The organism is Aminobacter sp. MSH1 (assembly GCF_003071665.1).
Taxonomy (GTDB): Bacteria; Pseudomonadota; Alphaproteobacteria; order Rhizobiales; family Rhizobiaceae; genus Aminobacter; species Aminobacter niigataensis.
In genome coordinates this window covers 1,923,024-1,947,879 of record NZ_CP026265.1, presented here as the reverse complement: position 1 = coordinate 1,947,879, position 24,856 = coordinate 1,923,024, and the positions used below count along the sequence as shown (strand labels likewise).

23 protein-coding genes and 1 pseudogene are annotated in these 24,856 nt (G+C 57.4%); 2 read left to right on the top strand and 22 right to left on the bottom strand.

Features of this window, described 5'->3' with window-relative positions:
* Positions 1 to 23 precede the first annotated feature (23 nt).
* Positions 24 to 1,616, bottom strand: coding sequence for an isocitrate lyase (locus CO731_RS09750; RefSeq protein ID WP_055980156.1), 1,593 nt, complete (start codon positions 1,614 to 1,616; stop codon positions 24 to 26).
* 124 nt (positions 1,617 to 1,740) lie between these two features.
* Between CO731_RS09750 and CO731_RS09745 the strand changes: the two genes are divergently transcribed.
* On the top strand, positions 1,741 to 3,141 hold the full coding sequence (locus CO731_RS09745; protein ID WP_082496693.1) for a helix-turn-helix transcriptional regulator: 1,401 nt from the start codon (positions 1,741 to 1,743) through the stop codon (positions 3,139 to 3,141).
* Between the two features lie 191 nt (positions 3,142 to 3,332).
* Here CO731_RS09745 and CO731_RS29595 read toward each other — a convergent pair whose 3' ends face one another.
* From CO731_RS29595 to CO731_RS29035, 3 genes and pseudogenes are all read right to left on the bottom strand, one after another.
* A complete protein-coding gene (locus CO731_RS29595; protein WP_343207447.1) occupies positions 3,333 to 3,734 on the bottom strand; it encodes a hypothetical protein in 402 nt (133 codons plus the stop codon).
* Positions 3,735 to 4,021: 287 nt separating this feature from the next.
* A pseudogene (locus CO731_RS29295) lies at positions 4,022 to 4,263 on the bottom strand (transposase); the annotation flags it as partial.
* 267 nt (positions 4,264 to 4,530) lie between these two features.
* A complete protein-coding gene (locus tag CO731_RS29035) occupies positions 4,531 to 4,920 on the bottom strand; it encodes a hypothetical protein (RefSeq protein WP_199914583.1) in 390 nt (129 codons plus the stop codon).
* 402 nt (positions 4,921 to 5,322) lie between these two features.
* Between CO731_RS29035 and CO731_RS28710 the strand changes: the two genes are divergently transcribed.
* Complete coding sequence (locus CO731_RS28710) at positions 5,323 to 5,502, top strand: hypothetical protein (RefSeq protein ID WP_055980163.1); 180 nt, start codon at positions 5,323 to 5,325, stop codon at positions 5,500 to 5,502.
* Positions 5,503 to 5,519: 17 nt separating this feature from the next.
* On the opposite strand, the gene CO731_RS09725 is transcribed toward CO731_RS28710, so the two are convergent.
* From CO731_RS09725 to gcvT, 18 genes are all read right to left on the bottom strand, one after another.
* Positions 5,520 to 7,079 (bottom strand): ABC transporter substrate-binding protein, encoded by a 1,560-nt coding sequence (locus tag CO731_RS09725; RefSeq protein WP_055980166.1) that lies wholly within the window; start codon positions 7,077 to 7,079, stop codon positions 5,520 to 5,522.
* Positions 7,076 to 7,696, bottom strand: a complete 621-nt coding sequence (locus CO731_RS09720) for an ANTAR domain-containing protein (RefSeq protein ID WP_159091614.1) — start codon at positions 7,694 to 7,696, stop codon at positions 7,076 to 7,078. The genes CO731_RS09725 and CO731_RS09720 overlap by 4 nt, the downstream gene beginning before the upstream one ends.
* Complete coding sequence (locus CO731_RS09715; RefSeq protein ID WP_055980174.1) at positions 7,686 to 8,882, bottom strand: transporter substrate-binding domain-containing protein; 1,197 nt, start codon at positions 8,880 to 8,882, stop codon at positions 7,686 to 7,688. The genes CO731_RS09720 and CO731_RS09715 overlap by 11 nt, the downstream gene beginning before the upstream one ends.
* Before the next feature lie 15 nt (positions 8,883 to 8,897).
* Positions 8,898 to 9,605, bottom strand: a complete 708-nt coding sequence (locus CO731_RS09710) for an urease accessory UreF family protein (RefSeq protein ID WP_082496695.1) — start codon at positions 9,603 to 9,605, stop codon at positions 8,898 to 8,900.
* Positions 9,598 to 10,092: a hypothetical protein gene (locus CO731_RS09705; protein ID WP_055980179.1), complete on the bottom strand. Its 495-nt coding sequence runs from the start codon at positions 10,090 to 10,092 to the stop codon at positions 9,598 to 9,600. The genes CO731_RS09710 and CO731_RS09705 overlap by 8 nt, the downstream gene beginning before the upstream one ends.
* A 5-nt stretch (positions 10,093 to 10,097) precedes the next feature.
* Positions 10,098 to 10,865, bottom strand: a complete 768-nt coding sequence (locus tag CO731_RS09700) for an urease accessory protein UreD (protein ID WP_159091613.1) — start codon at positions 10,863 to 10,865, stop codon at positions 10,098 to 10,100.
* Positions 10,866 to 10,937: 72 nt separating this feature from the next.
* Positions 10,938 to 11,558, bottom strand: coding sequence for an urease accessory protein UreG (gene ureG / locus CO731_RS09695; protein ID WP_055980183.1), 621 nt, complete (start codon positions 11,556 to 11,558; stop codon positions 10,938 to 10,940).
* 9 nt (positions 11,559 to 11,567) lie between these two features.
* Positions 11,568 to 13,283, bottom strand: a complete 1,716-nt coding sequence (ureC, locus tag CO731_RS09690; protein ID WP_055980186.1) for an urease subunit alpha — start codon at positions 13,281 to 13,283, stop codon at positions 11,568 to 11,570.
* Positions 13,276 to 13,977, bottom strand: a complete 702-nt coding sequence (gene ureB, locus CO731_RS09685) for an urease subunit beta (RefSeq protein WP_082496696.1) — start codon at positions 13,975 to 13,977, stop codon at positions 13,276 to 13,278. The genes ureC and ureB overlap by 8 nt, the downstream gene beginning before the upstream one ends.
* Before the next feature lie 38 nt (positions 13,978 to 14,015).
* On the bottom strand, positions 14,016 to 14,723 hold the full coding sequence (locus tag CO731_RS09680) for an ABC transporter ATP-binding protein (RefSeq protein WP_055980192.1): 708 nt from the start codon (positions 14,721 to 14,723) through the stop codon (positions 14,016 to 14,018).
* A 12-nt stretch (positions 14,724 to 14,735) separates the two neighbouring features.
* Positions 14,736 to 16,562 carry an ATP-binding cassette domain-containing protein gene (locus tag CO731_RS09675; protein ID WP_082496697.1) on the bottom strand — a complete coding sequence of 609 codons (1,827 nt, stop codon included), beginning with the start codon at positions 16,560 to 16,562 and terminating at the stop codon, positions 14,736 to 14,738.
* Positions 16,555 to 17,391: a branched-chain amino acid ABC transporter permease gene (locus tag CO731_RS09670; protein ID WP_055980195.1), complete on the bottom strand. Its 837-nt coding sequence runs from the start codon at positions 17,389 to 17,391 to the stop codon at positions 16,555 to 16,557. The genes CO731_RS09675 and CO731_RS09670 overlap by 8 nt, the downstream gene beginning before the upstream one ends.
* 153 nt (positions 17,392 to 17,544) lie before the next feature.
* Positions 17,545 to 18,693, bottom strand: coding sequence for a substrate-binding protein (locus CO731_RS09665; protein WP_108606927.1), 1,149 nt, complete (start codon positions 18,691 to 18,693; stop codon positions 17,545 to 17,547).
* Between the two features lie 408 nt (positions 18,694 to 19,101).
* Positions 19,102 to 19,740, bottom strand: a complete 639-nt coding sequence (locus CO731_RS09660; RefSeq protein ID WP_055980200.1) for a response regulator transcription factor — start codon at positions 19,738 to 19,740, stop codon at positions 19,102 to 19,104.
* 7 nt (positions 19,741 to 19,747) lie between these two features.
* Positions 19,748 to 20,650 (bottom strand): bifunctional methylenetetrahydrofolate dehydrogenase/methenyltetrahydrofolate cyclohydrolase FolD, encoded by a 903-nt coding sequence (gene folD, locus CO731_RS09655; RefSeq protein WP_055980203.1) that lies wholly within the window; start codon positions 20,648 to 20,650, stop codon positions 19,748 to 19,750.
* A gap of 34 nt (positions 20,651 to 20,684) precedes the next feature.
* Entirely contained in the window at positions 20,685 to 22,364 is a 1,680-nt protein-coding gene (locus tag CO731_RS09650) for a formate--tetrahydrofolate ligase (protein ID WP_055980206.1), read from the bottom strand.
* Positions 22,365 to 22,602: 238 nt separating this feature from the next.
* Positions 22,603 to 23,181, bottom strand: coding sequence for a HupE/UreJ family protein (locus CO731_RS09645; protein ID WP_055980209.1), 579 nt, complete (start codon positions 23,179 to 23,181; stop codon positions 22,603 to 22,605).
* 80 nt (positions 23,182 to 23,261) lie between these two features.
* Positions 23,262 to 24,368, bottom strand: a complete 1,107-nt coding sequence (gene gcvT, locus CO731_RS09640; protein WP_055980212.1) for a glycine cleavage system aminomethyltransferase GcvT — start codon at positions 24,366 to 24,368, stop codon at positions 23,262 to 23,264.
* Positions 24,369 to 24,856: the final 488 nt, after the last annotated feature.

The following is a 24,856-nucleotide window of genomic DNA, read 5'->3' as shown; positions in this document are numbered from 1 at the left end:
TTGGTAGTTGTAGCTCCAAGATGTTATGAGGCGAATTGATTCATTGTGTTGTGGATGCCGCCTGCCTTGACCGCTGTGTCACCAGCGAAATATTCCTTATGGTCATCGCCAAGGTCGGAGCCGGCCATATTCTGGTGCCTGACGCAGGCAATGGCTTGCCGAATTTCCTGACGCTGGACGTTGGCTACGTATCCTAACATTGCCTGCTCGCCGAAGTATTCTTTGGCGAGATTGTCAGTCGACAATGCCGCAGTGTGATAAGTTGGCAAGGTGATGAGATGATGGAAGATGCCCGCGCGCGCTGCTGAATCGCGCTGGAAGGTTCGGATTTTCTCATCTGCTTCTTGACCAAGTTCCGAACTGTCATATTCCGCGCTCATCAACATCGCGCGGTCATAGCCGGTCAGGTCTTTGCCGGAGGAAAGCCATGCATCAAAGACCTGCTGTCTGAAATTAAGCGTCCAGTTGAAAGACGGCGAGTTGTTATAGACCAATTTCGCATTGGGGATGACTTGGCGGATGCGGTCGACCATGCCGGCGATCTGATCGATATGTGGCTTCTCGGTCTCGATCCAAAGCAGATCTGCACCGTTTTGCAGCGCGTTGACGCAGTCCAGAACGCACCTGTCCTCGCCAGTGCCTTCACGGAACTGGAAGAGGTTCGACCGCAGCCGTTTTGGCCGGAGGACCTTCGAGCCCCGCTTGATGAGGACATCCCCGTTTGCGAAATCGCCTTCCGCAACCTCTTCGCAATCGAGGAAGGAATTGTAGACGTCACCGTCGTCGCCTTCAGCGGCGCTGAATGCGATCTGCTTGGTCAGGCCTGCACCGAGCGAGTCAGTGCGCGCAACAATGATCCCGTCATTGACCCCAAGCTCAAGAAATGCGTAGCGACAAGCGCGGATCTTGGCAACGAAATCCTCGTGCGGAACTGTGACCTTGCCGTCCTGATGCCCGCATTGCTTTTCATCTGATACCTGGTTTTCGATCTGAAGGGCGCACGCACCGGCCTCAATCATCTTCTTGGCCAGAAGGTACGTGGCTTCAGCGTTACCGAAACCGGCATCGATGTCGGCGATTATGGGAACGACATGGGTTTGATAGTTGTCTATCGCATTAAGCGATTGCTGCTCGAGGGAGACGTCTCCGCTCTCTCTGGCCCGGTCCGCTTCGCGGAACATCATGCCAAGTTCACGAGCATCAGCTTGGCGCAGAAAAGTGTAAAGCTCAGCGATTAGTGAGGGAACGCTGGTTTTTTCGTGCATGGACTGATCCGGCAGTGGCCCAAACTCCGAGCGGAGCGCTGCAACCATCCAGCCAGACAAATATATATAGCGACGCTCGGTTGTTCCAAAATGCTTCTTGATAGAGATGACCTTTTGCTGACCGATGAAGCCGTGCCAGCAACCGAGAGATTGAGTATACTTGCTAGCGTCCTGATCGTAGGCAGCCATGTCATTACGTATGATTTTTGCTGTGTACTTGGCGATGTCGACGCCGGTGCGAAATCTATTCTGCAGTCGCATCCGAGCAACCGCCTCGGCGGATATGCCCGTCCAGTTTTTGTTGGCGTTAATTGTATTGCTCGCTTCGTCAGTGATAGCGCGGTATGACATTGTCTCTCCAGGTCCGAAAGCGGATTTCATCGCCCAGCTAGCCTCACGAGCCGAGCATGGCCAGACCCCGCAGTGTCACGTTGTAAAACTTTACAAGCCATTGGTGTAATGCTGTAATGATGTCATGGAGAGAAATGGTGTTTACCTTGGTCCGCGGCTGCGGCGCCTTCGCAAGGACCTCGGCCTGACACAGGCGACCATGGCCGCCGACATCGGCATTTCTCCCTCTTACATTGCGTTGATGGAGAGAAATCAGCGCCCGGTGACAGCCGAGGTGCTGATCCGTTTGGCAAGGGCCTACTCGATCGATGTGTCGAGTTTGACGGAAGACAACGGGGCAGGTCTGATAAGTCGGCTACAAGCCGCAATGAGGGATCCGATATTCGCCGATATCGAGGTTTCACCGATTGAACTGGGGGATGTTCTCAGCAACTTTCCAGGTTTCACCGAGGCGATGCTTCGTCTGTATACTGCCTACAAGAGCGATCAGTTTGCCTTGGCTGACCAGCAACAGCTCGCCGTCAGTCCTGCAATGGCAGACGTTGCCCTCGATCCGGTCGCCTCTGTTCGAGCATTTCTGGCTGCGCGGCGGAACTGCTTCCCTGAACTGGATGCGGCTGCAGAAACCACGGCATCGCACATCAACAATGCGGGCGGACTGATAGCTTTTCTCAAACAGCGTCACGGGCTCAACGTCAGACGGTTGCCCCAGGACGTAATGATGGGCTCGGTTAGAAGGCTTGACCGTCATCGGAGAGAGATCCTGCTGGATGATTGTCTTGACCTCGCAAGTCAGAATTTCCAATTGGCCCAGCAGCTTGCCTATCTGGAAGTCGACGGCGAAATTCGGAAAACTGTCGAAGCGGGTAATCTGTCCTCTGAGAACGCCCGCCACTTGGCCCATCGGGCTTTGGCTGGGTATTTTGCAGCTGCAGTGCTTATGCCCTATGCACAGTTCGCAAATTCTGCCGAAGGCAAGCGATATGATGTCGAGGCAATTGCGCGTCAGTTTAACACAAGCTTCGAGCAAACTTCGCATCGCCTTACCACGCTGCAAAGGCCGGGCCAGGAGTGTGTTCCCTTCTTCTTCATCCGTGTGGACGGCGCGGGCAATGTTTCTAAGAGACTGGACAGCGCTAACTTCCCCTTTGCGCGGCATGGGGGGGGATGCCCGTTGTGGAGTTTACATCAGGTATTCACTTCGCCGAGGGTCGTAGTCACGCAGTGGCTGGAATTGCCAGATGGTCAAAGATTCTTCTCGATTGCTCGTACCGTTAGTTCGGGAAGAGGGGCATATCCGACAGCACGCGTAACTCGTGCCGTTGCATTGGTCTGCGAGGCGCACCACGCCGAGCGGATGATTTACAATGATCGAAATAGTCCCCCCCACTTCACCCCGATAGGCATCTCCTGTCGACTCTGCCACAGATCCACCTGCACGTCCCGATCAGCACCACCGATTAGCCGCAGCATATTGGCTGATGACTACAGGCGCACTGAAGCCCCATTCGGCTTCTCCGATTGATAGGTCGATTGGTGAAGCGAAGTCGAAGGATCGATTCCCACCACCCCCACAAGACCAAGTATAAAACCTACGGGGCGCCAGAAAGGAGCGTCGAGTGGTATAGCCAACGCGGTTGGCGCTGCGGAGAAGCATCTGCAGCAAGTTGGGTGCTGGCTGACGCACCTTGTCGAGCCGTTCCCAAGGGTCTTCGGTCAGGAAGCGCATCGCAACGTCGAAGTTGCCCCCCAGCATCCGAGCGACAAGAGCTGTGGCAGCGCGCGGGCAAGTCCCCGCATCTTGGCGATGTCGTGGGTGCGCACGCGCGTCGCAAGCGGCGACTGTGGCATCGAGCTTCTTGATAGGGTTACGTTCAAAGCCAGGGACTGTCGCAACAATGAGCCACTTTGTCTGGCTGTCAGTCGTCTCTGCGAAGAAATTGCCAGCAAAGGGAAGGCCTTCGAACGGCCGACCGAGGATTCTATGTCGCCGCCAAAGACAAGCGGCGCCTGCGCTTGCCGCTTTTCGTACATCGCAGCGGCCAGCTCTTCTAAATCGTCACCTTCGTAGCGCCCGGACACGATGCAGGTCAGCAAGGGGTCAGTGGAGCCGATCACCCGACCATCGACCCTGCGGACGCCAATGATAGCAACGGGGCCGATCAGGCAGCAGCGAAACGCCTACCGTGAATCTGTGTCGCAATAATGCACAGGGCCTGTTTTCCTCTGAAAGTACGAGACCGAAAGACTGGAATCCTTACGGTACCAATGACCTCTAATGGAGGCACGACGATAAATTCAAGAAAGTTGGCTCTTGATACCCCACGCGGACACAGGTCGAAGATGTGCGACTTGCCGTCCCAGGCATCAGCTGAATCCCGCAGAGTTCGCTCGATCACGGATGGGCGTTGCGTAGCATGATGCCCCATGGAGACGAGGATCATGGCCTGTGAGATATCGATGCGCTGTTCGTACCGCCACCAGGCGTCGCTCCCGGATCATCCATCCGAACGTCCGTTCGACGGCCCAGCGACGCGGCAGAACCCTAAAGCCTTTCAGGCCCTTGGTGCGGGACGATCACAACGATGAAGTCGAGATCGCAGGTCTCATCTATATGCTTGAGCCCGTGATAGGCCACATGCGCAAACGGAATCCCTAAAATCCGATTATCCAAACAGCTTCTAAGCTACGGGATGGCCGTAGCAAGGGGAGCCAGCGGCCGCCATTCAACGAACACGCGATCGTAAACGGCGGCGCGCGCGAATCAACATCGCAGGAAGGCGGCGGCGTTGCTTGGGAGGTTGAGGTCGTGCCGGTCACGCGATCAGGGTCCCCGTAGGCCACGAAGAGCGAGGAATCGAACATAGCGCGATCACCGATATTGCCGTCCACGCCAGCAGTTTGGCTCAGGTCGCTATTCGCCGTACCGGCGCTCCAGCGCGTCGGCAATTCGCTCGCAAAGCAATTCTGAGGTCACGACCGTGAGGTGGAGACGAAGACGAACTCCGTGTGTATCAACTAGGGTAGTGACAATACCGCGGTCAGAGTACTCGGCGAGGTCGAGAACATCGTTGATGATAAAGTCTGGTCTTTCGCGAAGGCTCTTTGGGCGCACCGGGTTCTCCTCCCAAATTGGTGGCTTTCCAGGCATGCCGAGCCGAACACGCTGGAATTCGGCGTAACTCTCTGCAACGGCTTGAGTGTCGAATAAATGCCGAGTTACTTTGCCATTTTCGACGACCTGGACAATCCATTGGCTGTCGACAGTTTTCAGTCGCACGTCATTCGGTTCTCCGGCAACCATCTCCGTCATCCGTTTCAGCAATCAACATGACATTCAAATCCAGATTTTCTGACAGCACGTCGTCGCTACACGACGGCAATCCTTCGATTCAGTCAGATTCGACGATCTAGATAACGCCGGTGACCATGGCGACGCATGCAACAGCAACAAGGGCCCTGCACCAGGGTTTCGCCACGCGGAGCGGGGCGAAGAAGCCAACCAGCGCCATGCTGCGGCAACCATGGCCCTAAAGCCAAGCGCGACTGCGGTTCCGCGTATAGATCGACAGGCCGATGCTAAGTTACCGGGGTGCCCGCGAAACCGACGGCGCCGCCAAAGGTCATACCGAAACGAGGTAGCCGGCACCAGTGCCCGCCCGTCCAACTGGGCGGCGAACAGACCGACCATGACCCTGGCGAGCATATGGTCGACCCCGCCGCGAGCATGGCCATATCGGTCAATGCGGTAATCGGAGTTCTTTTCATCTTTATTCTCCTTGCATTCGCGTTGTCGTCTTTGATCATGACCGTCGCCTCTTCTTTCGGCGTGGTGTCGGCGGCCGGAGAGCGCAAACAGGCGTTCGACAAGGGCTCGCGCCGTTGAGGGATTAACTGGTTCGATTAAATGTCTGAATCCGTCCATACGTTCTTGAACGAATGCCAATTCTGCCGTGGGTTCCGGAAGCCCTTGACCCGCGGATGATAGCAGACTGAACCGCGCCGCAAAGTCAGCATCGGGAGGACTGGCAGTTCATTCATGATCAATGAATGCGCATCCCGATACAGTCGGCAACGTTGCTTGTCGTTTGTGGTTTGTCGTGCTTCGTCCAGCAGCCGATCTACATCTGGATTGGAGTAATATCCCGCATTAAAGCCCCGGGGCGAGCTGTTCATAGAATGCAACACCTGCTGTAACCACATATCACATGACATTCCCCAGCTCATCTGTGACATACCTGCGCCCTCCGGCAAACCAGATCGCCACTCGTTGCAGTAGGAAACCCAGTCTTCTGTCCGGACGATCTCGGCTCGCAGCCCGACCGCCTCGAGATTTTCCGCCAGATGCTCGCAGATCCGGACGGGCACGAGCTGACCGGATCCGGCGTTGGCCGTCACAATGCGCAATCGCCACTCCGTAGGGACGCCGGCTTCCGTCAACAGCTGCCGAGCACGATTGGGATCGTATTGGTAGGGGAAACTGTACTCCTCGTCGAAGGCTGGTGAAGCTGGCGGCAGCATTCCAGACGCGACAGCTGTGTGTCCGCGGAAAATGTCGTGGCTTAGCCTGTCGCGGTCAACCGCATGCGCGATCGCGTGACGCACTCGGATGTCGCTCAGGACCGGATCCCGCATGTTGAAAATGAAATACCAGACATAAGGCGCCTGGCCTTCGAGGACGACGAAGCCGCGCCGCACCAATTCGTCGAGATCGCTCCCCTCAAGGCCATAGGCGAGATCCGCTTCACCATCTACCAACGCCCGATAGCGATCTTCAAGGTTTGGATACGGCTTGAACTCAATGGCCTTGAGTTTGGCGCGCCCACCCCAGTAATCCTCGTTCCGACGTAGCCGAACGCCACTGCCAAATGGCGTCGAAAAGCGACTGTCGAAACGAAATGGACCTGTGCCCGGTGCGTGGTCCGCGATGCCTGAACTACCAAGCTTTGTCAGGGCCTCTGGGCTGATGAAGACATGAGCGCCCGGTGCATCCTCCTGCGTCATGTAGCGGAGGAACTCGGGAAAGGGCTCCTTCAGGGTGAGCAGGATCGCCAGCGGCCCTACCACCTCCACAGACTTGAGCGTTTCGAGACCGATCCGGTTGTAATCCGCTGCTAAAGGCGAATATTGCGGCGCATCAGGTTTCCACATTCGCTCTATATTAAACCGCACGGCCTCCGCATCGAACCGAGTTCCATCATGAAACCTCACATCCTCTCGCAATCGAAACAGATACTGAAGTCCGTCGTCGGAGATATCGACCGAAGTGGCAAGCGCGGGTACAAGCCGCGTCGGACTGGCTACTTCATCCTCCAGATCGTCCTCATATAGGCTCTCGAATATCTGCTGGACAACTCTACCTGTATTCCAACCTCCAAACGAGGCCGGCGGATCGATCGCATCTACCTCCCAGTCAAGGGCGACACGAAGTACAGAGTCGTTGGCGCGTTGAGATGTAATCATAATGCTTCCTTCGGGTTAATTTGAAAATTTGGATCGCTCAACTCGGACCCGCAGGCCAAAACCTGGTCGGCGATTTTGGTCATCGATGCGCGGCCTTCAAGAGACCAGCGCCGGATGCATTGATACGCATTTTCCTCGCTGATCGATCGCTCCGCGGCGAGATGCCGGACCGCGTTGTTCACGACCCGACGCGACCGCAAGGTCTCTTCCAGCTTCGCGATCTTACTGTTCTGCCGCTGTTCGAACCGGGAACGGGAACTAGCAACCGCCAACGTTGACAATATACCGAAAGCGCGGATGGGTTTGCCGATGATGGCCTGCACGTCCGCTTCAAGAAGTTCGCGGACGATCGTGGGGCTCTCATATTCGACGATGCCAATGAGGGTCCCATCGCGACCTCCCGTCAGCGCGCTCATATCGAGCGATGGGTGGCCGCCGAAGATGCAGAAGACGACATCGGCATGAGCCGGCCAACGATCAGGAGCTGGCCACAAAGTGTCGACTTGGCATCCGATCCGTTTCAAATGTCGGACAAGTTCATCACAGGCCGAATCCGGCGGATGGATCACACACGCCCGAAGTTTCCGCAATTCCCGGATCAACGCCTCACCGGACATTGTCCATTTCCTCCTGTCCGTGATCCCGGTCGATGCGGCCGAGGCCCACATAGTTCACAAGGTAAGGGTCCGGTTTCATCGATTTCTTGAATTCGGCTACGACCTCAAATTTCCGCCCAGCTACCGTCTTGCCAATTCTCGGCCAGAGATAAGTATGGCTATTGTCCGGATCCACCATGACAACGCCTTGGGGAGCGGAGACCTCGAGACCCAGTACCTGTGCGCGAAGCCATTCCGGGTCTAGCGTCCCAGCTCGTTCCAGCGCCCGAGCAAAGAGTAGCACGGTAAAATATGCAGCCTCCGCACATGCATCGGCCGGGCGCTTGGCACCAAAACGTTGGTGATAATTGGCGACAAAACTGTTATTTCGCGGCGATTGGACCGTTTCAAAGTAAGGCGCGGAGACGATATGGCCCGGCCGGGGCTCGAACCACATTTCCTGAAGGTGCGCCTCGTTAGTCGTAAGAGAGGCGATCGGCATAACGGCTGGATCGAGTTTCTCGACCGCGTAGGCATCGTAAAGTGCTGCTATTCCCGGCCCCACCACCGTCGAGAAGATTACATCGGCACCGAGCAATCGCGCTTCCTTGATCGCATCCAGAAAGGCATCCCTTTGAGCGCCGAACGGCAGATAATATTCGCCGACGATGCTGCCGCCGATTTCAGAAAGAAGATCGCGCATGATCCTGTTGGATTCGCGCGGGAAGAGATAGTCCGTGCCGACGCACATCAGCTTTCGTCCGTAGCGTGGGAATAGATATTCAGCGAGCGGAAGGTGCAGCTGGTTCGGAGCGGGGCCGGTGTAGATGACGTTCGAGGAATATTCGAACCCCTCGTAGCCGATCGAGTACCATAGCAAGCCTCCGCGATGCTCGACGACCGGAACCACCGCCTTTCGGCTGTAGGACGCCGAACAGCCGAATATGTTAGTCACGCCGCGGTCCATTAAAAGCGAACTGGCGAGCTGGGTGTAGCGCTGCGGATCGGACGCCGGATCAAGGATCAAGGGAGAAATCGGCTTACCCAGCACGCCGCCTGCGTCATTTATCTCCGAAATTGCGAGCAAGGTCCCTTGCAGCTGGGAAATCTCTGCAATCGCCGTGATTCCGCTTCTCGAGTATAGCACACCCACCGGCCATGTACCCTCCGAACGATAGGACTCATGCAGTGCGCCAATGCCGGACATCCTCGTGCCTTCCTGCTATGTTGCAAACAGACGCAGTGGATTACGTTGAAGCTGCAGCATCGCAATTTCCAATTCGAGCGTGGTCGAACTCATGTCGTCCAGATCCAAGGCCAGGGCCTTTTCTGCAGCCTGAACAATGATCGGGACACATTGGCAGAGATGAACCTGCGCTTCGGCCGATCCCATCCGGCCGAGCCGTACGGCTGCCGAAAAGAGACTGCTTGCCGTGCCGCGCAACTCCGCCAGGAGCGTGTTCTCAATGCCCATTCCCCGGGAGGCCGACACCGCTGCTGCCACGACGGCGAGATTTCCGGCCTCGCGCAGTTGCACTTCATGGCAGAATGAACCCAGCACTTGGTGCGGCCAGACCTGAAGGGCAAGTTTCGCCAGCTGGCGACCACACGAGGTCGATGCGTTCCGGGCCGGAACCGACAACTTTGTGGCGAGAAGACGCTCATCTACATAATGCAATTGGTCGAGATCGCCGACCGAAAACATCCGATGTGCGTGAGCGGCAGCAACGGCGTCGCAGCGGCCCGCGCCGTGGAGCAGGACCGCTTTCACGACTTCCGCGATTTGAGCTGAATTCTTAGGAAGCTCCTCTAGAATGCCTTCCAATCCGCTGGAGTGAACATAACGCCCGATCGGCAGCGAACTGTCAGCCAACTGAAGGGCCATTAGAAAACTCGCGTCTATCGCCCTTCCCGCCAACGTTTCATTCATGAGCGTGCTCTGTTTTAAAAAGGGGACGGGAGGCGCCCAGCCGGACGTAGTCGAAACGCAGCGACAGTTCGCCAAGTTTGAGATCTCGAACCGTCTTCGTCATGAGGTCCTCACTCGACAGCATCGGCACGTGGATGGAGCAGGCGTTCACCTCGACCGGTACATGCTGGTTGCCGAATGCGTGGCCGATGAGCGCAGCCTGCCGAATAATATCCGGAACCGAGTTGGTTTGGCTGAGGTCGACAACGAGGGCGAGTTCCTCCGGCCTGCACACGACCACCGTGTGTTCTTCGTTGTTAAATAGAACCGCGCCGTGAAAAAGGTACTGGCTATGCTGCATCGATACCGCAAAATCGAGACCGCGCTTTGTGCGCTGCCGAAGCCGCCGCTTGCCGGCCTCAGTCCAAGAAATGTCGATAAAATCCAATGTGGCGGCGCTGTGAACCACGTCGTCCAAGGCGCCAACTATTCCATTCGAGACAAGCATGGGACCTATTTCCTCCTAGACGGCGCTGGCGCCCCAATCATCTGCATTCGAATCCGTGACCACGCGTCGTCGATGAGCCGCGTCATTGTTGATGACGACAGGGCGAGCACGCGCACGATGATGCCGACAGCCCCGGGCAGGGCCCCTACACCCAATCGAAAATCTTCGCCCGTCATGTCGAGGGACGAAGCAGCATCGTAAACGCCCTTTGCGTTGCCGCCTGGAACGAGTGCCAGCAGCGTTCCCGAATAGAGAAAAGTGCCGAGAGCGCCTCTCATATTGATCGGAATCGTCGTCGGCTCCATGAGCATGCGCTCTGTGAAGAGCGTGCTTCCGTCGACGCTAATCCGAGTTGCAAGTTTGAGGCGGGTGAAAGCGAAAATCTCGCCGCGGGCCAACCGGCCCGGCGCGATGATTTCGCTCGCAATGAGCATGGACCCCCGATCGATATCTATCGTCGTCTCTTGGTCGTAGGAGGATTGCGCCTGCGGTATGATCTGGTCCGGCAGGTATTCAATGTACGACCCCTGCTTTGCCTCCAAATGCACCTTTTGATACGCTGATCCGTCGAGCATCCGGTGGAGCTTTGTCGCAGATGTGCTCGTGACATGAAGTTTTCCGCCGTTCCGCGCAACAATCCGCAGTTCCAGCTTGTCACCGCTAAACACTGCACCCGAGGGATTCAGTACATAGACGAAAGCCATGCCAGGCTGACTTTCGTCCAGAAAAAGGGGTGTGGTGAAATGCAAGGGAAACCTTTGAACCCGCTGCATGAGGTGTGTTTTCCCCAGGCAGTCAGCCGCAAACTCCAGGTTGAGAAGGCCAGACGCGTGCGTCATACTTGGTCACTTTTCCGCACAGCTGAACAAGGCATCCCTTTTTATGGTCGCAAAGACCTCTGCTGCACCCTCCGGCGAACGCAAATTCGTGTAAATGGTAGCCTTTTGAGGGCGGTTGACCAGAACGTCGTGACGGATACGGTCCAGGTCAGCGCCCACATGCGGAGCGAGGTCAATCTTGTTGACAACGAGAAGATCAGCTTGAAGCATTCCAAGTCCCCGTTTGCGCGGGATGTCATCACCGGCGGCGCAGTCAATCACGAAGATCCAATAGTCAACGAGTTCCGAGGAGAATGTCGCCGCCAAATTATCTCCACCGCTCTCAATCAGGATGAGATCGAGCGGATTGTCGCGCTCCAGCGCGTCAGCAGCCTGTATGTTCACCGAAGGATCCTCGCGGATCGCGGTATGAGGGCACGCTCCGGTTTCTACGCCGATGACCAGAGTCTCTTCTATGAGGCCGCTCGCCTTGAGCCGGATGGCGTCCTCCAGAGTCACGAGATCATTGGTGATAACCGCGGGTTTCAATCCCGCCTCATGGATAAGAGGCAGGAGGCGCTCAATTAATCTCGTCTTACCGGAGCCCACCGGACCACCGATGCCGATACGAATGGCCTTAGCGGACATGAAATTCTCCTATTTCAACGTATAAAGGGCGCCCAGCGGCACCTTGCTGGACGGAAGCGACGTGCAATGCTCCCCGTCGACTTCCACTCTGTATGTTTCCGGATCCACCGTTACTTTGGGAACCTTGTCGTTCCAAAGCATGTCTTGCTTGGAGAGTTTTCGTGTTCCAGACACGGGCACGCAACGCGCTCGCAATTCCAGCTTTCCAGCGACGTCGCGGTCGATGGCCATTTGGGACATGAAGCGCAACGAAAGTGACGGAGCAGCGCGTCCGAACCAGCCCCATTGCGGCCGGTAGCGCAGGGGCTCGCAGCAGTAGAGAGAGGCGTTCGCTTCGCCCATCACGGCCATCACCGGGAAGCCTGACTTGAAAACGGCCTCCGGCTTGACGCCAAACATCCCAGGTTTCCATAGCACGAGATCGGCCAGCTTGCCCGGCTCGAGCGAGCCGACATATTTCTCTACGCCGAATATGCGTGCCGGATTGATGGTGTATTTGGCGATGAACCGCTTAATTCTAGTGTTGTCATTGTCGCGACCGGCGTCTTCGGCGAGTGCGCCACGCTGCGCCTTCATGCATGACGCGGTCTGCCAGGTACGACTGATAGTTTCGGCAATGCGACCCATCCCCTGGGAGTCCGATCCTATAGCGCTAATGGCGCCGATATCGTGCAGCACACCTTCGGCCGAAATGGTCTCATGGCGGATCCGGGATTCGGCAAAGGCGATATCCTCCGGCAGTCTTGGATTGAGATGATGGCTGACCATTGCCATGTCGAAATGCTCGTCGAACGTATTAACCGAGTAAGGATTGGTCGGATTGGTCGACGAAGGCAGGACGTTCCCGTACCCACACACCTTGATAATGTCTGGGGCATGGCCCCCGCCGGCGCCTTCGACGTGGTAGGCGTGAATGGTACGGCCGTCGATTGCCTTCAAGGTTCGCTCGAGAAACCCAAACTCATTCAGCGTGTCGGTGTGCAATTGGATTTGCACGTCCGCCTCGTCAGCAGCCACCAGTGCTGAATGGATCGCGGCAGTTGTGGCACCCCAATCCTCATGAATTTTTAGCCCTGCGGCGCCTGCCTCGAGCTGCTCGATCAGGGGCTTATGATTATCCGAGGCCGCCTTTCCCAAAAAGCCGAAATTGAGCGGGAACGCTTCCGCTGCCTGAAGCATATGTCCGAGGTTCACTGTGCCGGTGGAGGCGATCGGAACGGTGGTGGCCCCAAGACCACCGCCGAACAGGGTAGTGATGCCACTGGCCAGGGCCTCTTCGCACTGGCCCGGATCGATGAAATGGACGTGGCAGTCTAGGCCACCGGCCGTAACGATCAGGCCCTCCGCTGCGCGAACGTCGGTGTTGGTACCGACGATCAGTTTAGGGTCAACCCCGTCCATGATCCGGGGGTCGCCAGCCTTGCCGATCCCGGCGATCAGGCCATCCTTGATCCCTATATCGGCCTTGATGATGCCGAGGACCGGATCGATGATCGTGGCATTCGTTATCACCAGATCGAGCGCACCGTCTGCCGCAGTGATATGGCCATGACAGCCGGTGCCCACTCTAAGGGTTTTTCCCGCCCCGAAGACGAGTTCGTCACCCGGAACAAGCAGATCCCGCTCGACCTCCGCCCAGAGACACGTGTCCCCGAGACGGACCCGGTCTCCCGTCGTCGGCCCATACAGCTCAACATATTGACGTCGCGACAGCACCTTAGCCATGGTGAGCTCCCCTGAATCCTTCGGCTGCTGCTCGTGTAACCGCCCTGCGCTTGACTTCCGGGTTGTCCAGGTCACCATCGGTGAGGTTGTTAAGCCCCTCGACCCGCCTTTCGCCACCGATGGCGACAAGGTCGACGGTTTTTTCATCCCCTGGCTCAAACCGGACCGTGGTTCCCGCTGGTATGTCGAGACGAAAGCCGAACGCTGCGGCCCGGTCAAAATCCAGCTCGGCGTTCACCTCAAAGAAGTGGAAATGAGAGCCGATCTGAACGGGGCGGTCGCCAAAGTTGCGAACTATCACACGCGTCGTCGCACGACCGACATTGATCTCTATCCCTTCTTTCGCCAGGCGATAGCCGCCTGGCTCGTCCTCTTCCTCGCTTTCATGGGGCCGACCGAGGGGATCGTGGACACAAACGAGCTTTTGACCGTCCGGAAACATCGGCTCGACCATCAACATTTCCAGAAGCGGCACGACACCCGGCTGAACTTCCTCAGGCTGCAATACGGTGCGGCCCAAAGCCATCAATTCTGAGACCGAGCTACCTCGTCTGGCCCCTTCGTGGATCGCATCGGCTATTACTGCTCTGGCCTCCGGCAAGTTCAGCCGTATGCCTTCTGCGCGGCGGCGCTGAGCCATCCTGGCCGCTGTGAAAACAAGAAGTCTGTCGCGTTCCCTGTTGGTCAGATACACGAGATGCCCTCGCCCATTTTGAAGTCGTTTCAGGATGATCAGAGGCTTATGTGGGCCGCGATCTTGTCATGCGTATCCGGGTCACGCGTGTTTCCGAACCCCGATATTTCACCCTTGTCCAGGAGAACGTATCTGTCAGAAACGGCACGGGTGAACGGAATGTTCTGTTCAACCAAAAGAACGCCGAGCCCAGAACGATCCCTCTCCCTCTTGATGATTTCCACCAGGTTGGTGATAACTGACGGCTGCATGCCTTCGGTTATCTCATCGATCAGGAGTACCTTGGCGCCGACGGAGAGAGAGCGTGCGATCAAAAGCATTTTCTGTTCGCCGCCACTGAGCGTGCCGGCTTTTTGCTGCAACCGCTTGAGGAGGAACGGGAAGCAACGGCGGATCGTCGCCTCCGCCTCGTTCCAGCTAACCGAGCCACGCAGCGCCAAGCGAATGTTTTCCTCGACCGTAAGGTCCTGAAATAACGCCTTTTCCTGCGGCACATAAGCCACGCCAAGCCTAGCAATCTGATGGGGACGACTTTCGCTGATTGCATGCTGCGCCATCGATACGGAGCCTGAAAACTTCGGCAAATACCCCATGATCGACTTGAGCAGCGTACTCTTGCCCATACCGTTCTTGCCCACCACGGCGACGATTTCGCCGTGGGCGATCTTCAAATCCAGGTTCCGTATTACGGTGGCCTGTCCATATCCGCTGCTGAGACCATTCACAGCGAGCACTGCTTCTGTCATGAGTTCATCCTCTCAGTGCCCCGAACCAGCATAGACCGACTTAACGAGTTCGGAATTCACGACCTCATCAACCGACCCGTTAAGAACAATCCGACCTTGATGTAGAACGATGACTCGCGAAGAAATTTCGCGGACGAAGTCTAGATCGTGCTCCACGAGCAGAATGCACAGTTGCTCCGCTTTGGTCAGTTCCACCAGGATCGTTCCGATCAGCGTGCGCTCGGCTTTTGTGAGACCAGCCGTGGGTTCGTCCAAGAGGATCACCTTGGGCTCGAGAGCCAACACCATTGCCAATTCGAGCGCCTGCTTTTTTCCGTGCGACAGCACTTGTGCGGGCAAATGCAGCTCGGTGTGAAGACCGGTGGCCCTGACAACGTGCATGGCAGAAGGCGGCAGGCTGCAGACACCGGATTTCTGCCATTTGGACAAAGGATCTAGGCGCGCCCGAGCAATCTGGAGGCACTCACCTACCGTCAAGGTGTCGAAAACGTTGGCCATTTGGAACTTGCGGCCCACACCGAGACCTACGCACTCTTCAGGCGGACGATGGCCGATGTCCTGGCCAGCGACCGAAATCGTGCCACCGCTACGCTTTGAGCCGTCGGCGATGCAGGTCATGAGGGTCGTCTTGCCGGCACCGTTTGGCCCCACGAGACTAACGATCTCGCCATAGGTGGCTTCGAAATCGATGCCGGACAGAACTTCCAGACTACCATATCGCTTTTCCACCCCGCTCACTATAAGCGCGGGTCCGCTGGACTCGGCCGCAATGATGTTGCGCTCGCTCCTGCTTGCCTTGTGCAGCTGGAGCTGGGCGTATTGCTGAGGCTGAGCTTTTCCGGTGCGAACGCGTAACCAGTTGGCGGCATGCGAAACCAAGGGCAGGATACCGCGCGGCAGGGCGACGATGACCGAAACGAAGACTATTCCGATGACAAGCTTCCACACGAAGGGAAAATCGCCCTGCAGCTGCGCACTGGCATAGTCGATAATAATCGTTCCGATCACTGGGCCAAACAGCGTACCACGCCCGCCCAATGCAACCCAGATCAGAAGCTCGGTTCCGAACGTGAAGCCAGCGATTTCGGGGGCGACCACCATCGTGTAGTTAGCGTACATCCAGCCTGCAATCGCGCCGATTGCTGCACAGATCAGAAAGATCACTGCCTTAATGTTTGAGGTGTTTAAGCCGAGATACTTGCAACGTTGCTCATTTTCCCGGATCGCGATCAGAAGCCGCCCGGCGTCGCTGCGCGTGTACATCCAAGCCGCTGACGTCAGTACGACTAGCCAGACTCCGACAGCCCAGAACCACGCCTCAGAGCTGAGCGGGATTGTTTCGAAGCCGGTCAGGCCGCTGCTTGAGCCCGTGTAGGTTCCGCCGGAAAATAGAACCTGCGTGACGATGATCGGCAGGACGAGGGTGATCACGGACGCATAGAGCGACGAAGCGCCATGCCAGAAGGCAAGGAATGCCACCAACCCGGCGAGGGCGACTGCGACTGCGATGCCGATCAAGACGGCGGCCAAGGCATTTCCGGCCGAAAAGCCGCCATAGGTAAAGACCAATGCCGTTGCGTAGGCGCCGGCCGCGAAGAATGCCGACTGACCGAAAGTCAGAACTCCGAGGTAGCCCCACAGAATGTCGACCGAGAGCGCGATTGATGCATAAATCATCGACCTTACGAGGACGTTCACGGAATAGGCGTCCATGAAGAAGGGCGCGGCGCCAACCCCGATCAGACAGATCGCGGCGATGACCACCATCCTTGTCAGCGGGGCGATCTGCGGTCGTTGAATGGAAGCGCTTCCAAGTTCCTTCACGTTTGCGTCACTCATAAGAAAACCCCTGCGGACGGATGCGAAGTATGACAGCGGCCAGCGCAGCAATCGTCATGCCGCCGAGGACCGAACCGAAATAATTGCTCACAATGACTTGGGCGCCCCCCAGGACAACGCTCGCGACAGCCAGGCTATAGAGGGAGGAGCCCGAAACGAGCACGAGCATGAAAGCGCTGATCAGCCAGGCAACGCCCATGTTTGGATCGACGCTGGACAGTGGAGTTATCAGAGCTCCGGCCACCGCCGCCAAACCGGAGCCGAGCGTAAATGTGATGGAGCGAACTAAGCCGCTGTTGATGCCGAGCCCGCGCGCGAGGTCCTCGTTCATAATGACCGCGCGTGTGGAGAGGCCCAGTGAGGTGCCCCGAAGCGCCATCGTCAAGCCGACGCCGAGCAGCAGCGCAACGGCTGTCAGGATCAACCGATAGGTTGAGTAAGGCTCACCCAAGATACTGATCACGCCTCTGATCGGAGGCTCAGCGAAATGGACACCGCGATCGAAGACCAGGGTAATAACCTGCCCAATGATAATGCTCAGGCCCCACGTCGCCAGAATGGCATCGAGGGGGCGATCATAGAGCGAGCGCACGACGACACGTTCCATTCCGAGACCGACAATTCCGCCGAAAATCGCCGCCAGGGGTATACCGATCCAAGGATTCATCCCCATCGCGGTGGCGATGACGGCGGCATAGCCCCCAAGCGTCATCAATCCGCCGTGTGCGAAGTTTATGAGCTTCATGACGCCGAACACAAGCAGCAATCCCGAAGATACGATGTATAAGATTGCTGCAGTCGTTATGATATCAAGTAGTACCGGAACCATCTAAGTCTCCGAAGTTTCCTCTGTAGCGAGCTGTATTGAACTTCCGAGTGATCGATGCCGAAAGATGGGTTCGTACATCGCCGCGTCTGAGGGTCAACACAGCATCGCCATATTTGGTCAGCAGTCAGACGGCAGAAAGCGCCGCCTGTCCGGTCACAGATTGGGGCACTGCTCGCCCGGATCTACATTGGGATAGGACTTGATGATGGTTGTGTCGCCCTTTGCATCGACCTGCGCGAGATACATCGTCAGCGGAGCATGACGCTGTTTCGACATCAGCACCGAACCGCGAGGGCCGTCGAAAGTCACTTCGCTTAGCGCCTTTACGACCGCATCCGTATCCGTTGTCCCGGCCTTCTTGACCGCCAAGGCGTAGAGATGCACAGCATCGTATTGCGGCACGGACAGCTCATTCGGCGTTTCAGTCTTTTCCCCGAACTTGGCTTTCAGCGCTTTCAAGAACCGGGCGTTTTTCTCCGAGGCGATACCGGTGTAGTAGGTACCGCCGAGATAGATCCCCTCGGCATCAGGCCCAAGGGTCTTTGCCGTACCTTCATCAAGCGCGTAATTACCGTATTTGGCAGTGATGCCTGCCGATCGCAATTGCTTCGTGAAGGTGACGTTCGGCGCACCAGCGGCTGTGGAAGTAATGATGGCGTCCGGGTTGGTCGCGCGGATCTTACTGACGATTGCCGTCCAATCCGTAGCATCCATCGGATTGTATTCTTCTCCTACAACGGTTCCGCCCTTCTCGGCGATGTACTTGTTAGTATCACCAAGAAGACCCCGACCGAACGCGTAGTCGCTGCCAACCAGGAAAAATTTCTTCGCGCCATGATCCGACATGAAATAATCAACCATGAGGGAAACCATCTGTTGTGGCACCCAGGCGTTGATGTGCTGATACTTGTTGCAGGAGGCGCCTTCATAGAAGGAGGTGTAGATGTACGGAATTTGCCCCCGCGTGATGATCGGCAGGCCGGCGTTGCGAGCCGCCGTCGTTTCCATTGCCACGATGGCGTCGACTTCCTTTTGAAAGACAAGGGAATCGTAGGCCTTCTGAGCCCCGGCGGCGCCGGACGCATCGTCGGCGACTTCAATGACCAGCTTTCTGTTCAGCAACCCGCCCGCCTCATTGATTTCGGAGACAGCGAGTTCGGTCGCCTGAATCACGGACGGTGCCACGACGCTGTTTGCCCCGCTTAGGCCAACGGGAATCCCCAACACGATCGGTTCCTCTTCCGCAACTGCGCTCCCGGTCCACAGGACAGTTACGGCAAGCAACACGGAAATCTTCTGCATTGTTGTTTTCATTTGCGTTCCCCTTGTTTTTGTTGACTGCTCAAAGCGCCAGCTGACATCGGTTCCGTTGAGCAAACGGCAGTCGTCGGCTTCGCGAAAAGATGTCGGCAATTTTGAGATGAAGGTGGACCACAACTGCTAGCCGGCAGGATTTATCCTGAGGGGCGGCGCGTGGTACCAAAAGGTGACTATCCCGCCACCTGATTGAATGCTTGCACAGATGCAAAGCGACGTCAATATTAAAAGACGGTTAGGCGTCGTTATCAGGATTCATGCTAAGTTGGTTCTTCCGATCGACAATGACAAATCGAAGGTCGTTAACGGTCCTGACATCCCAGGGGGCGCCTCGCCCTGTTGATTAAGCTCGGCTTGCCGCGCGCGAACGCTGCCTGGCAGCCGTCTGGAGGCTTATTGTTTCGTATCCATGACAAACAGCGCCACCGCCATTGCCCGATTGCGGACGCCGAGCTTGTCATACAGATTCTTCAGATGGTACTTGACTGTGTTCTCCGAAATACCGGTCCTGGTGGCAATCTGCAAATTGGTCCAGCCATTGGCGAGCACAGCGAGCAATTCCAATTCGCGCGGCGTCAGGCGTGATAAGGGCGTCTCATTGATTTTGGAGACCTCTATAAAGGGAATGCAAATACGGCCGTTTGCGACCGCAGCAAGCGTGCCGAACAGGACGCTGGGATCATCGAACTGATAGCAAAAGCCGTGCGCGCCAAGGCGTACGCACTGCTTCAGAATGCCTGGGTCATGATCGTTGCTGAAAATAACCACGCGCATCGCGAGCTGCCGGCGATGAAGCTCGATTAGCAGTTCGGAGGCGTTCATGTCGGATAGTTTCCAGCCCACGATTGCCACGTCGAAGGCCGTCTTCGTTTCTTCCACGGCCTCCAGAAACGCCTTACCGCTATTGATGCCGGCAGCGAAGTCGAAACGTTCGTCGCGGCTGATCATGTCGCGCAACGCTGCGATAACCAGCTGATTTCGCTCTACAATCAGTAGCCTTGGGCGGTATCGGCTTCTTTCTGAGGCCTCCATGCACCGGTCAACTGTAAGCGTCGAAGTCAAACGCCTGACCTGCCGCGCGGAAGGCCGAGGTGACCGTATTGGCCATCAAAAGTGCGATCGTCATCGGGCCGACGCCGCCCGGCACCGGGGTGATGGCGCCAGCCTGTTCTGCCGCACTGGCATAGTCGACATCGCCGACGAGCTTCGATTTGCCGTTGGCGTCTGCGCTGAGGCGGTTGATGCCAACATCGATGACCGTTGCGCCCGGCTTGACCCAGTCGCCCTTGATCATTTCAGGACGGCCGACCGCTGCCACCAGGATGTCGGCGCTGCGGCACAAGGCCGGCAGGTCTTTGGTGCGGCTGTGGGCGATGGTGACAGTGGCATTGGCATTGAGCAGCAGATTGGCCATCGGCTTGCCGACGATGTTGGAGCGCCCGACAACGACTGCATTGAGGCCCGACAGGTCGCGGCCAAGCGCACGCTCGATCAGCAGCATCGAGCCGGCCGGCGTGCAGGGCACGAAGGCGGTATCGAGTTCGCCGGTACCGAGCTTGCCGACATTGGTGAAATGGAAGCCGTCGACATCCTTGTCGGCCGAGATCGTCTGGATGATCTTGCCGGCGTCGACATGGTCGGGCAGGGGCAACTGGACGAGGATGCCGTGGATCTTGGGGTCGGCGTTGAGTTTCTGCACCAGCGCGACCAGATCAGCTTCAGAGGTGTCGGACGGCAGCGCATGTTCGATGGAATGAAAACCGCATTCCTTGGCTTTCTTGCCCTTGGAAGCGACATAGACCTGGCTTGCCGGGTCATGGCCGACGATGACCACCGCGATGCCTGGAACAACACCGGTCTCGGCGATCAGCTTTTCGGCTGCGATCCGGACCTTGGCGACTACATCGGCCGCCACCGCTTTCCCGTCGATAATGATTGACACGTATTTCTAATCCTTATGTTAAGACGCGTTCGCCTTAGAACAGACCTTCGATCTGGCCTTGTTCGTTGAGGAAGATCTTTTCCGACGACGGTGCCTTGGGCAGGCCGGGCATGGTCATGATCTCACCGCAGATGGCGACGATGAAGCCGGCACCGGCGGCAAGCCTGACCTCGCGCACCGGCACGACATGGTCGACAGGGGCGCCACGCAGGTTGGGATCGGTCGAGAACGAATACTGCGTCTTGGCCATGCACACCGGCAAATGGCCGTAGCCCGCCTGTTCCCATTGATGCAACTGGTCGCGCACCGACTTGTCGGCGATCGCCTCGGAACCGCGGTAGATGCGCTTGACGATGGTGTCGATCTTGTCGAACAGCTTCATCTCGTCGGGATAGAGCGGCGAGAACTGCGAAGCACCCGATTCAGCGAGCTGCACCACCTTGTGGGCGAGCTCCTCAATGCCGGCCGAACCCTTGGCCCAGTGCTTGCACAGGATTGCCTCGGCACCCATCGAAGCGACATAGTCCTTCATCGCCGCGATCTCGGCGTCGGTGTCGGAGACGAAGTGGTTCATCGCCACCACCACCGGCACGCCGAACTGCTTCACATTCTCGATGTGGCGGCCAAGATTGGCGCAGCCCTTCTTCACCGCATCGACATTTTCCTTGCCGAGCTCTTCCTTCTTGACGCCGCCATTCATCTTCATCGCGCGGACTGTCGCCACGATGACCGCAGCGGCAGGCTTGAGGCCAGCCTTGCGGCACTTGATGTCGAAGAACTTCTCGGCACCCAGATCAGCGCCGAAGCCGGCTTCGGTGACGACATAGTCGGCGAGCTTGAGCGCGGTGGTGGTCGCGACCACCGAGTTGCAGCCATGGGCGATGTTGGCGAACGGGCCGCCATGGACGAAGGCGGGGTTGTTTTCCAGCGTCTGCACCAGGTTGGGCTGGACGGCATCCTTGAGCAGCACCGCCATCGCGCCGTCGGCTTTGAGGTCACGGGCATAGACTGCCGTCTTGTCGCGGCGATAGGCAACGATGATGTCGCCCAGACGCTTTTCGAGATCCTTGAGGTCGGTCGCCAGGCACAGGATCGCCATGACTTCGGAGGCAACGGTGATGTCGAAGCCGGCCTCACGCGGAAAACCGTTGGCAACGCCGCCGAGCGAGCAGTTGATCTCGCGGAGCGCCCGGTCGTTCATGTCCATCACCCGGCGCCACACGACGCGGCGGGTGTCGATGCCGAGCTCGTTGCCCCAGTAGATGTGGTTGTCGATCAGCGCCGACAAAAGATTGTGCGCGGTGGTGATGGCGTGGAAGTCGCCGGTGAAGTGGAGGTTCATGTCCTCCATCGGCACGACCTGGGCATAACCGCCACCGGCAGCACCGCCCTTGACGCCGAAGTTGGGTCCAAGCGAGGCTTCGCGGATACACACGATCGCCTTCTTGCCGATGCGGTTCAAACCATCGCCGAGACCGACTGTCGTCGTGGTCTTGCCTTCGCCGGCCGGTGTCGGGTTGATCGCGGTGACCAAGATCAGCTTGCCGTCCTTGTTCTTGCGCACATTGCCGATGAACTCGGCCGAGATCTTCGCCTTGTCGTGGCCATAAGGCAGCAGATGTTCGCTCGGAATGCCGATCTTGGCACCGACCTCCTGGATCTGCTTCTTCTTCGCCGCACGCGCGATCTCGATGTCGGTCTTGAATTCGGCCATGACTCTCTTCCCTTGAGTTTGGTTCGATTTCCGCGGAGCCTCAGGCTCCCAGATTAAAAACGAGGTGCTGACTGGCCTGCCGCACGGCAGGCGGAGGCCGCCCTATTCGCCCTCAACAGCGCGATAGTCATCGGCTGTCGCGCGGCGCTGAACATAAGCGGACCGGGTCTTTTGAACGCTGTTCGACTGCTTTGACGAAGCAAAATTACGGCCGATATCGCTCGCCCTGCGGTTGCGATCAGATGAGACCGGCCAAAATACCCAGCCCTAAACCGGTCACAGCCCCACCTGTCAGCCTGACAAGCGGCGAGCCACCGATTGCTGCAACTCCGGCGCCAAGCGCCGCGCCTGCGGCATGAAGCAGTGCGGTCGTCAACACAAAACCCAGTGCGTAGCTCGTGGCGCTGCCATCCAATGGCATTTCGGCTACATGAGCGTGACCATGGAAAACGGCAAAGAACCCGGTCATCGCGAGTGCAACTGAGCCGGGAACGTTAGGTGCGATTAAAATCAAGGCTCCGATTATAATAACCGAGAGTACAATCGCAGCCTCCACTGCCGGTAGAGTGATGCCGCTGACGCTGACCGCGCCACCCAAGACCATCATACCTAGGAATGCAGCCGGCAGCAGCCAACGAAAGCAACCGCCGAGTAGGTATCCCAGCAGGCCCACGGCCGCCATAGCTAGGACATGGTCCAAACCGCCAAGCGGATGAGAAAGACCGGCGGCAATCCCATGTGCGTGGCCGGTTCCGGGATGAGCCTGGGCCGCCGCGGTTGCAAGTGAGAACCCAGTCGTCAGAAAGAATCTGTTCATAAAGGCTGCTCCGATCGGGAACAAAGGAAAACCATGCCGGTTGAAGCCTCCCCCTAGGAGGAAGCTTCAACTCTAATGGATTAGGCGAAGTTCTTGGTGCGGGTGTCTCCGGGGTCATATAGCGGCATAACCGACAGCTTCGCATTCGATCGCGTGCCATTGTCCAGCAGGACCGTAACGTCCAGGCTCGGGACGGCGTGGGCGGGGTTTACAAAAGCCATGGCAGTTCCGCGCTTTCTGGTCGGCGAGAAGGATCCGCTGGTTACCGTTCCGATTTCGCGGTCACCGACAAATATCTTGTCGCCGGTTTCAGCTACGTCGCCGGAGAGAATGTCGAGCCACACCATCCGGCGGGTTACCCCCTCGCGGACGATTCGCTGCAAGGCAGCCTTACCGATGAAATTCTCTTTTCCAAACTTCACGGCAAACCCGATACCAGCTTCGAAGGGATTGGTACTGCGGTCGTGGTCCTTGCCGACCAAAAGATATCCGGCTTCCTGACGAAGGCTCTCCAGAGCGGCCTGGGCACATGGAACAATGTCGTAGGCCTGGCCAGCCTTCATGACCAGGTTCCAGATGGTCGGTCCTTCAGTCGACGCGAAATGGAGCTCGAAACCGGCTTCACCCGTGTAGCCCATGCGCGCAATGATGCACTCGATACCGGAAATCTTTGCCGGCCTGAACCGATAGTAGCCTATGGTCGAGAGGTCGATGTCGACCAGTGGCTGCAGCACGCGATTGGCCTTCGGTCCCTGCAGTGCAAGCGTTGTGTGCTTATCGGTCACGTTTGTAGTGGCCACGTCGTACGGCTTCGCCTGCTTGGAAATCCAGGCGTAATCGTCTTCTGAACCGCTGATGATCATATACTTGTTCTTGTCCATGACCCAGATCGTGCAGTCGTCGATCATCCGACCGTCTTCGTCACACATCGCGGTATATTGCACGGAGCCGATATTCTTCTTGGAATAGTCGTTCGTCGCGAGCATCTGAACCAACGGAAGTGCATCGGGTCCTTCGATCACAAATTCGGCCATGTAATCCAGATCACACAGTGAAACGCTCTCACGTGTTGCCAAATGTTCCCGCGAATGTCCGGCGCTATATTCCACTGGCAGCCAATAGCCGAACAGCTCGGCCATTTTGGCCCCATATTCAAGGCCACTGTCGTAAAACGGAGTCTTCTTCATGGCGCGTATCTCCTCCTAGTGCGCAAAACAAAAAGGCCCCCGACGGCGCTATCGCGCCAGTCGGGGGCCTTCAAATACCCCAATTCCGATGCAGCTATCCCGCTGCAGTACCTTTCTTATTTTCTTTTCGCGATTTCTGTCAAGACATTTGTCGCCCGCCGACAAATGAGCCGTTCTTACGCGAGATCTTTGTAAGCGATTGCTTGGTCGAGTTGCCTCCTCAACTAGGCTTCGGGGACAAAGCACGACGCTCGACTCGGCGTTCAATTCAACGGTGTCTTTTGGAGGCGGCGCTAGGCGATCGGATCGGGGTTGCGGACGAGGAATGGGGTTTGATCGGGCTGCGGCTGCCCCTGAGGAGGGCGCGGATGCCGACCGGCACAGGACAACCGGCTCTATTCGAGAGCATAATGTGGATGGCGCGGGCCGGGTCGCAGTGGCGACGCCTGCCCGACGAATATCGCAAGTGGAACAGGGTGTTCCGCCGC

What these genes read in the sequence shown, in the direction of transcription:
- CO731_RS09670 (WP_055980195.1), bottom strand. Translation starts at nt 17,391, where the DNA reads ATGGTTCCGGTACTACTTGATATCATAACGACTGCAGCAATCTTATAC.
- CO731_RS09650 (WP_055980206.1), bottom strand. Translation starts at nt 22,364, where the DNA reads ATGGCCGAATTCAAGACCGACATCGAGATCGCGCGTGCGGCGAAGAAG.
- CO731_RS09750 (WP_055980156.1), bottom strand. Translation starts at nt 1,616, where the DNA reads ATGTCATACCGCGCTATCACTGACGAAGCGAGCAATACAATTAACGCC.
- ureG (WP_055980183.1), bottom strand. Translation starts at nt 11,558, where the DNA reads ATGTCCGCTAAGGCCATTCGTATCGGCATCGGTGGTCCGGTGGGCTCC.
- CO731_RS09675 (WP_082496697.1), bottom strand. Translation starts at nt 16,562, where the DNA reads ATGAGTGACGCAAACGTGAAGGAACTTGGAAGCGCTTCCATTCAACGA.
- CO731_RS28710 (WP_055980163.1), top strand. Translation starts at nt 5,323, where the DNA reads ATGGTCGACCCCGCCGCGAGCATGGCCATATCGGTCAATGCGGTAATC.
- CO731_RS09705 (WP_055980179.1), bottom strand. Translation starts at nt 10,092, where the DNA reads ATGCTTGTCTCGAATGGAATAGTTGGCGCCTTGGACGACGTGGTTCAC.
- CO731_RS09665 (WP_108606927.1), bottom strand. Translation starts at nt 18,693, where the DNA reads ATGCAGAAGATTTCCGTGTTGCTTGCCGTAACTGTCCTGTGGACCGGG.
- CO731_RS09680 (WP_055980192.1), bottom strand. Translation starts at nt 14,723, where the DNA reads ATGACAGAAGCAGTGCTCGCTGTGAATGGTCTCAGCAGCGGATATGGA.
- CO731_RS09725 (WP_055980166.1), bottom strand. Translation starts at nt 7,079, where the DNA reads ATGATTACATCTCAACGCGCCAACGACTCTGTACTTCGTGTCGCCCTT.
- CO731_RS09720 (WP_159091614.1), bottom strand. Translation starts at nt 7,696, where the DNA reads ATGTCCGGTGAGGCGTTGATCCGGGAATTGCGGAAACTTCGGGCGTGT.
- CO731_RS09700 (WP_159091613.1), bottom strand. Translation starts at nt 10,865, where the DNA reads ATGCAGCGGGTTCAAAGGTTTCCCTTGCATTTCACCACACCCCTTTTT.
- CO731_RS09660 (WP_055980200.1), bottom strand. Translation starts at nt 19,740, where the DNA reads ATGGAGGCCTCAGAAAGAAGCCGATACCGCCCAAGGCTACTGATTGTA.
- CO731_RS09715 (WP_055980174.1), bottom strand. Translation starts at nt 8,882, where the DNA reads ATGTCCGGCATTGGCGCACTGCATGAGTCCTATCGTTCGGAGGGTACA.
- ureC (WP_055980186.1), bottom strand. Translation starts at nt 13,283, where the DNA reads ATGGCTAAGGTGCTGTCGCGACGTCAATATGTTGAGCTGTATGGGCCG.
- CO731_RS09745 (WP_082496693.1), top strand. Translation starts at nt 1,741, where the DNA reads ATGGAGAGAAATGGTGTTTACCTTGGTCCGCGGCTGCGGCGCCTTCGC.
- CO731_RS09710 (WP_082496695.1), bottom strand. Translation starts at nt 9,605, where the DNA reads ATGAATGAAACGTTGGCGGGAAGGGCGATAGACGCGAGTTTTCTAATG.
- gcvT (WP_055980212.1), bottom strand. Translation starts at nt 24,368, where the DNA reads ATGAAGAAGACTCCGTTTTACGACAGTGGCCTTGAATATGGGGCCAAA.
- CO731_RS09645 (WP_055980209.1), bottom strand. Translation starts at nt 23,181, where the DNA reads ATGAACAGATTCTTTCTGACGACTGGGTTCTCACTTGCAACCGCGGCG.
- CO731_RS29035 (WP_199914583.1), bottom strand. Translation starts at nt 4,920, where the DNA reads ATGGTTGCCGGAGAACCGAATGACGTGCGACTGAAAACTGTCGACAGC.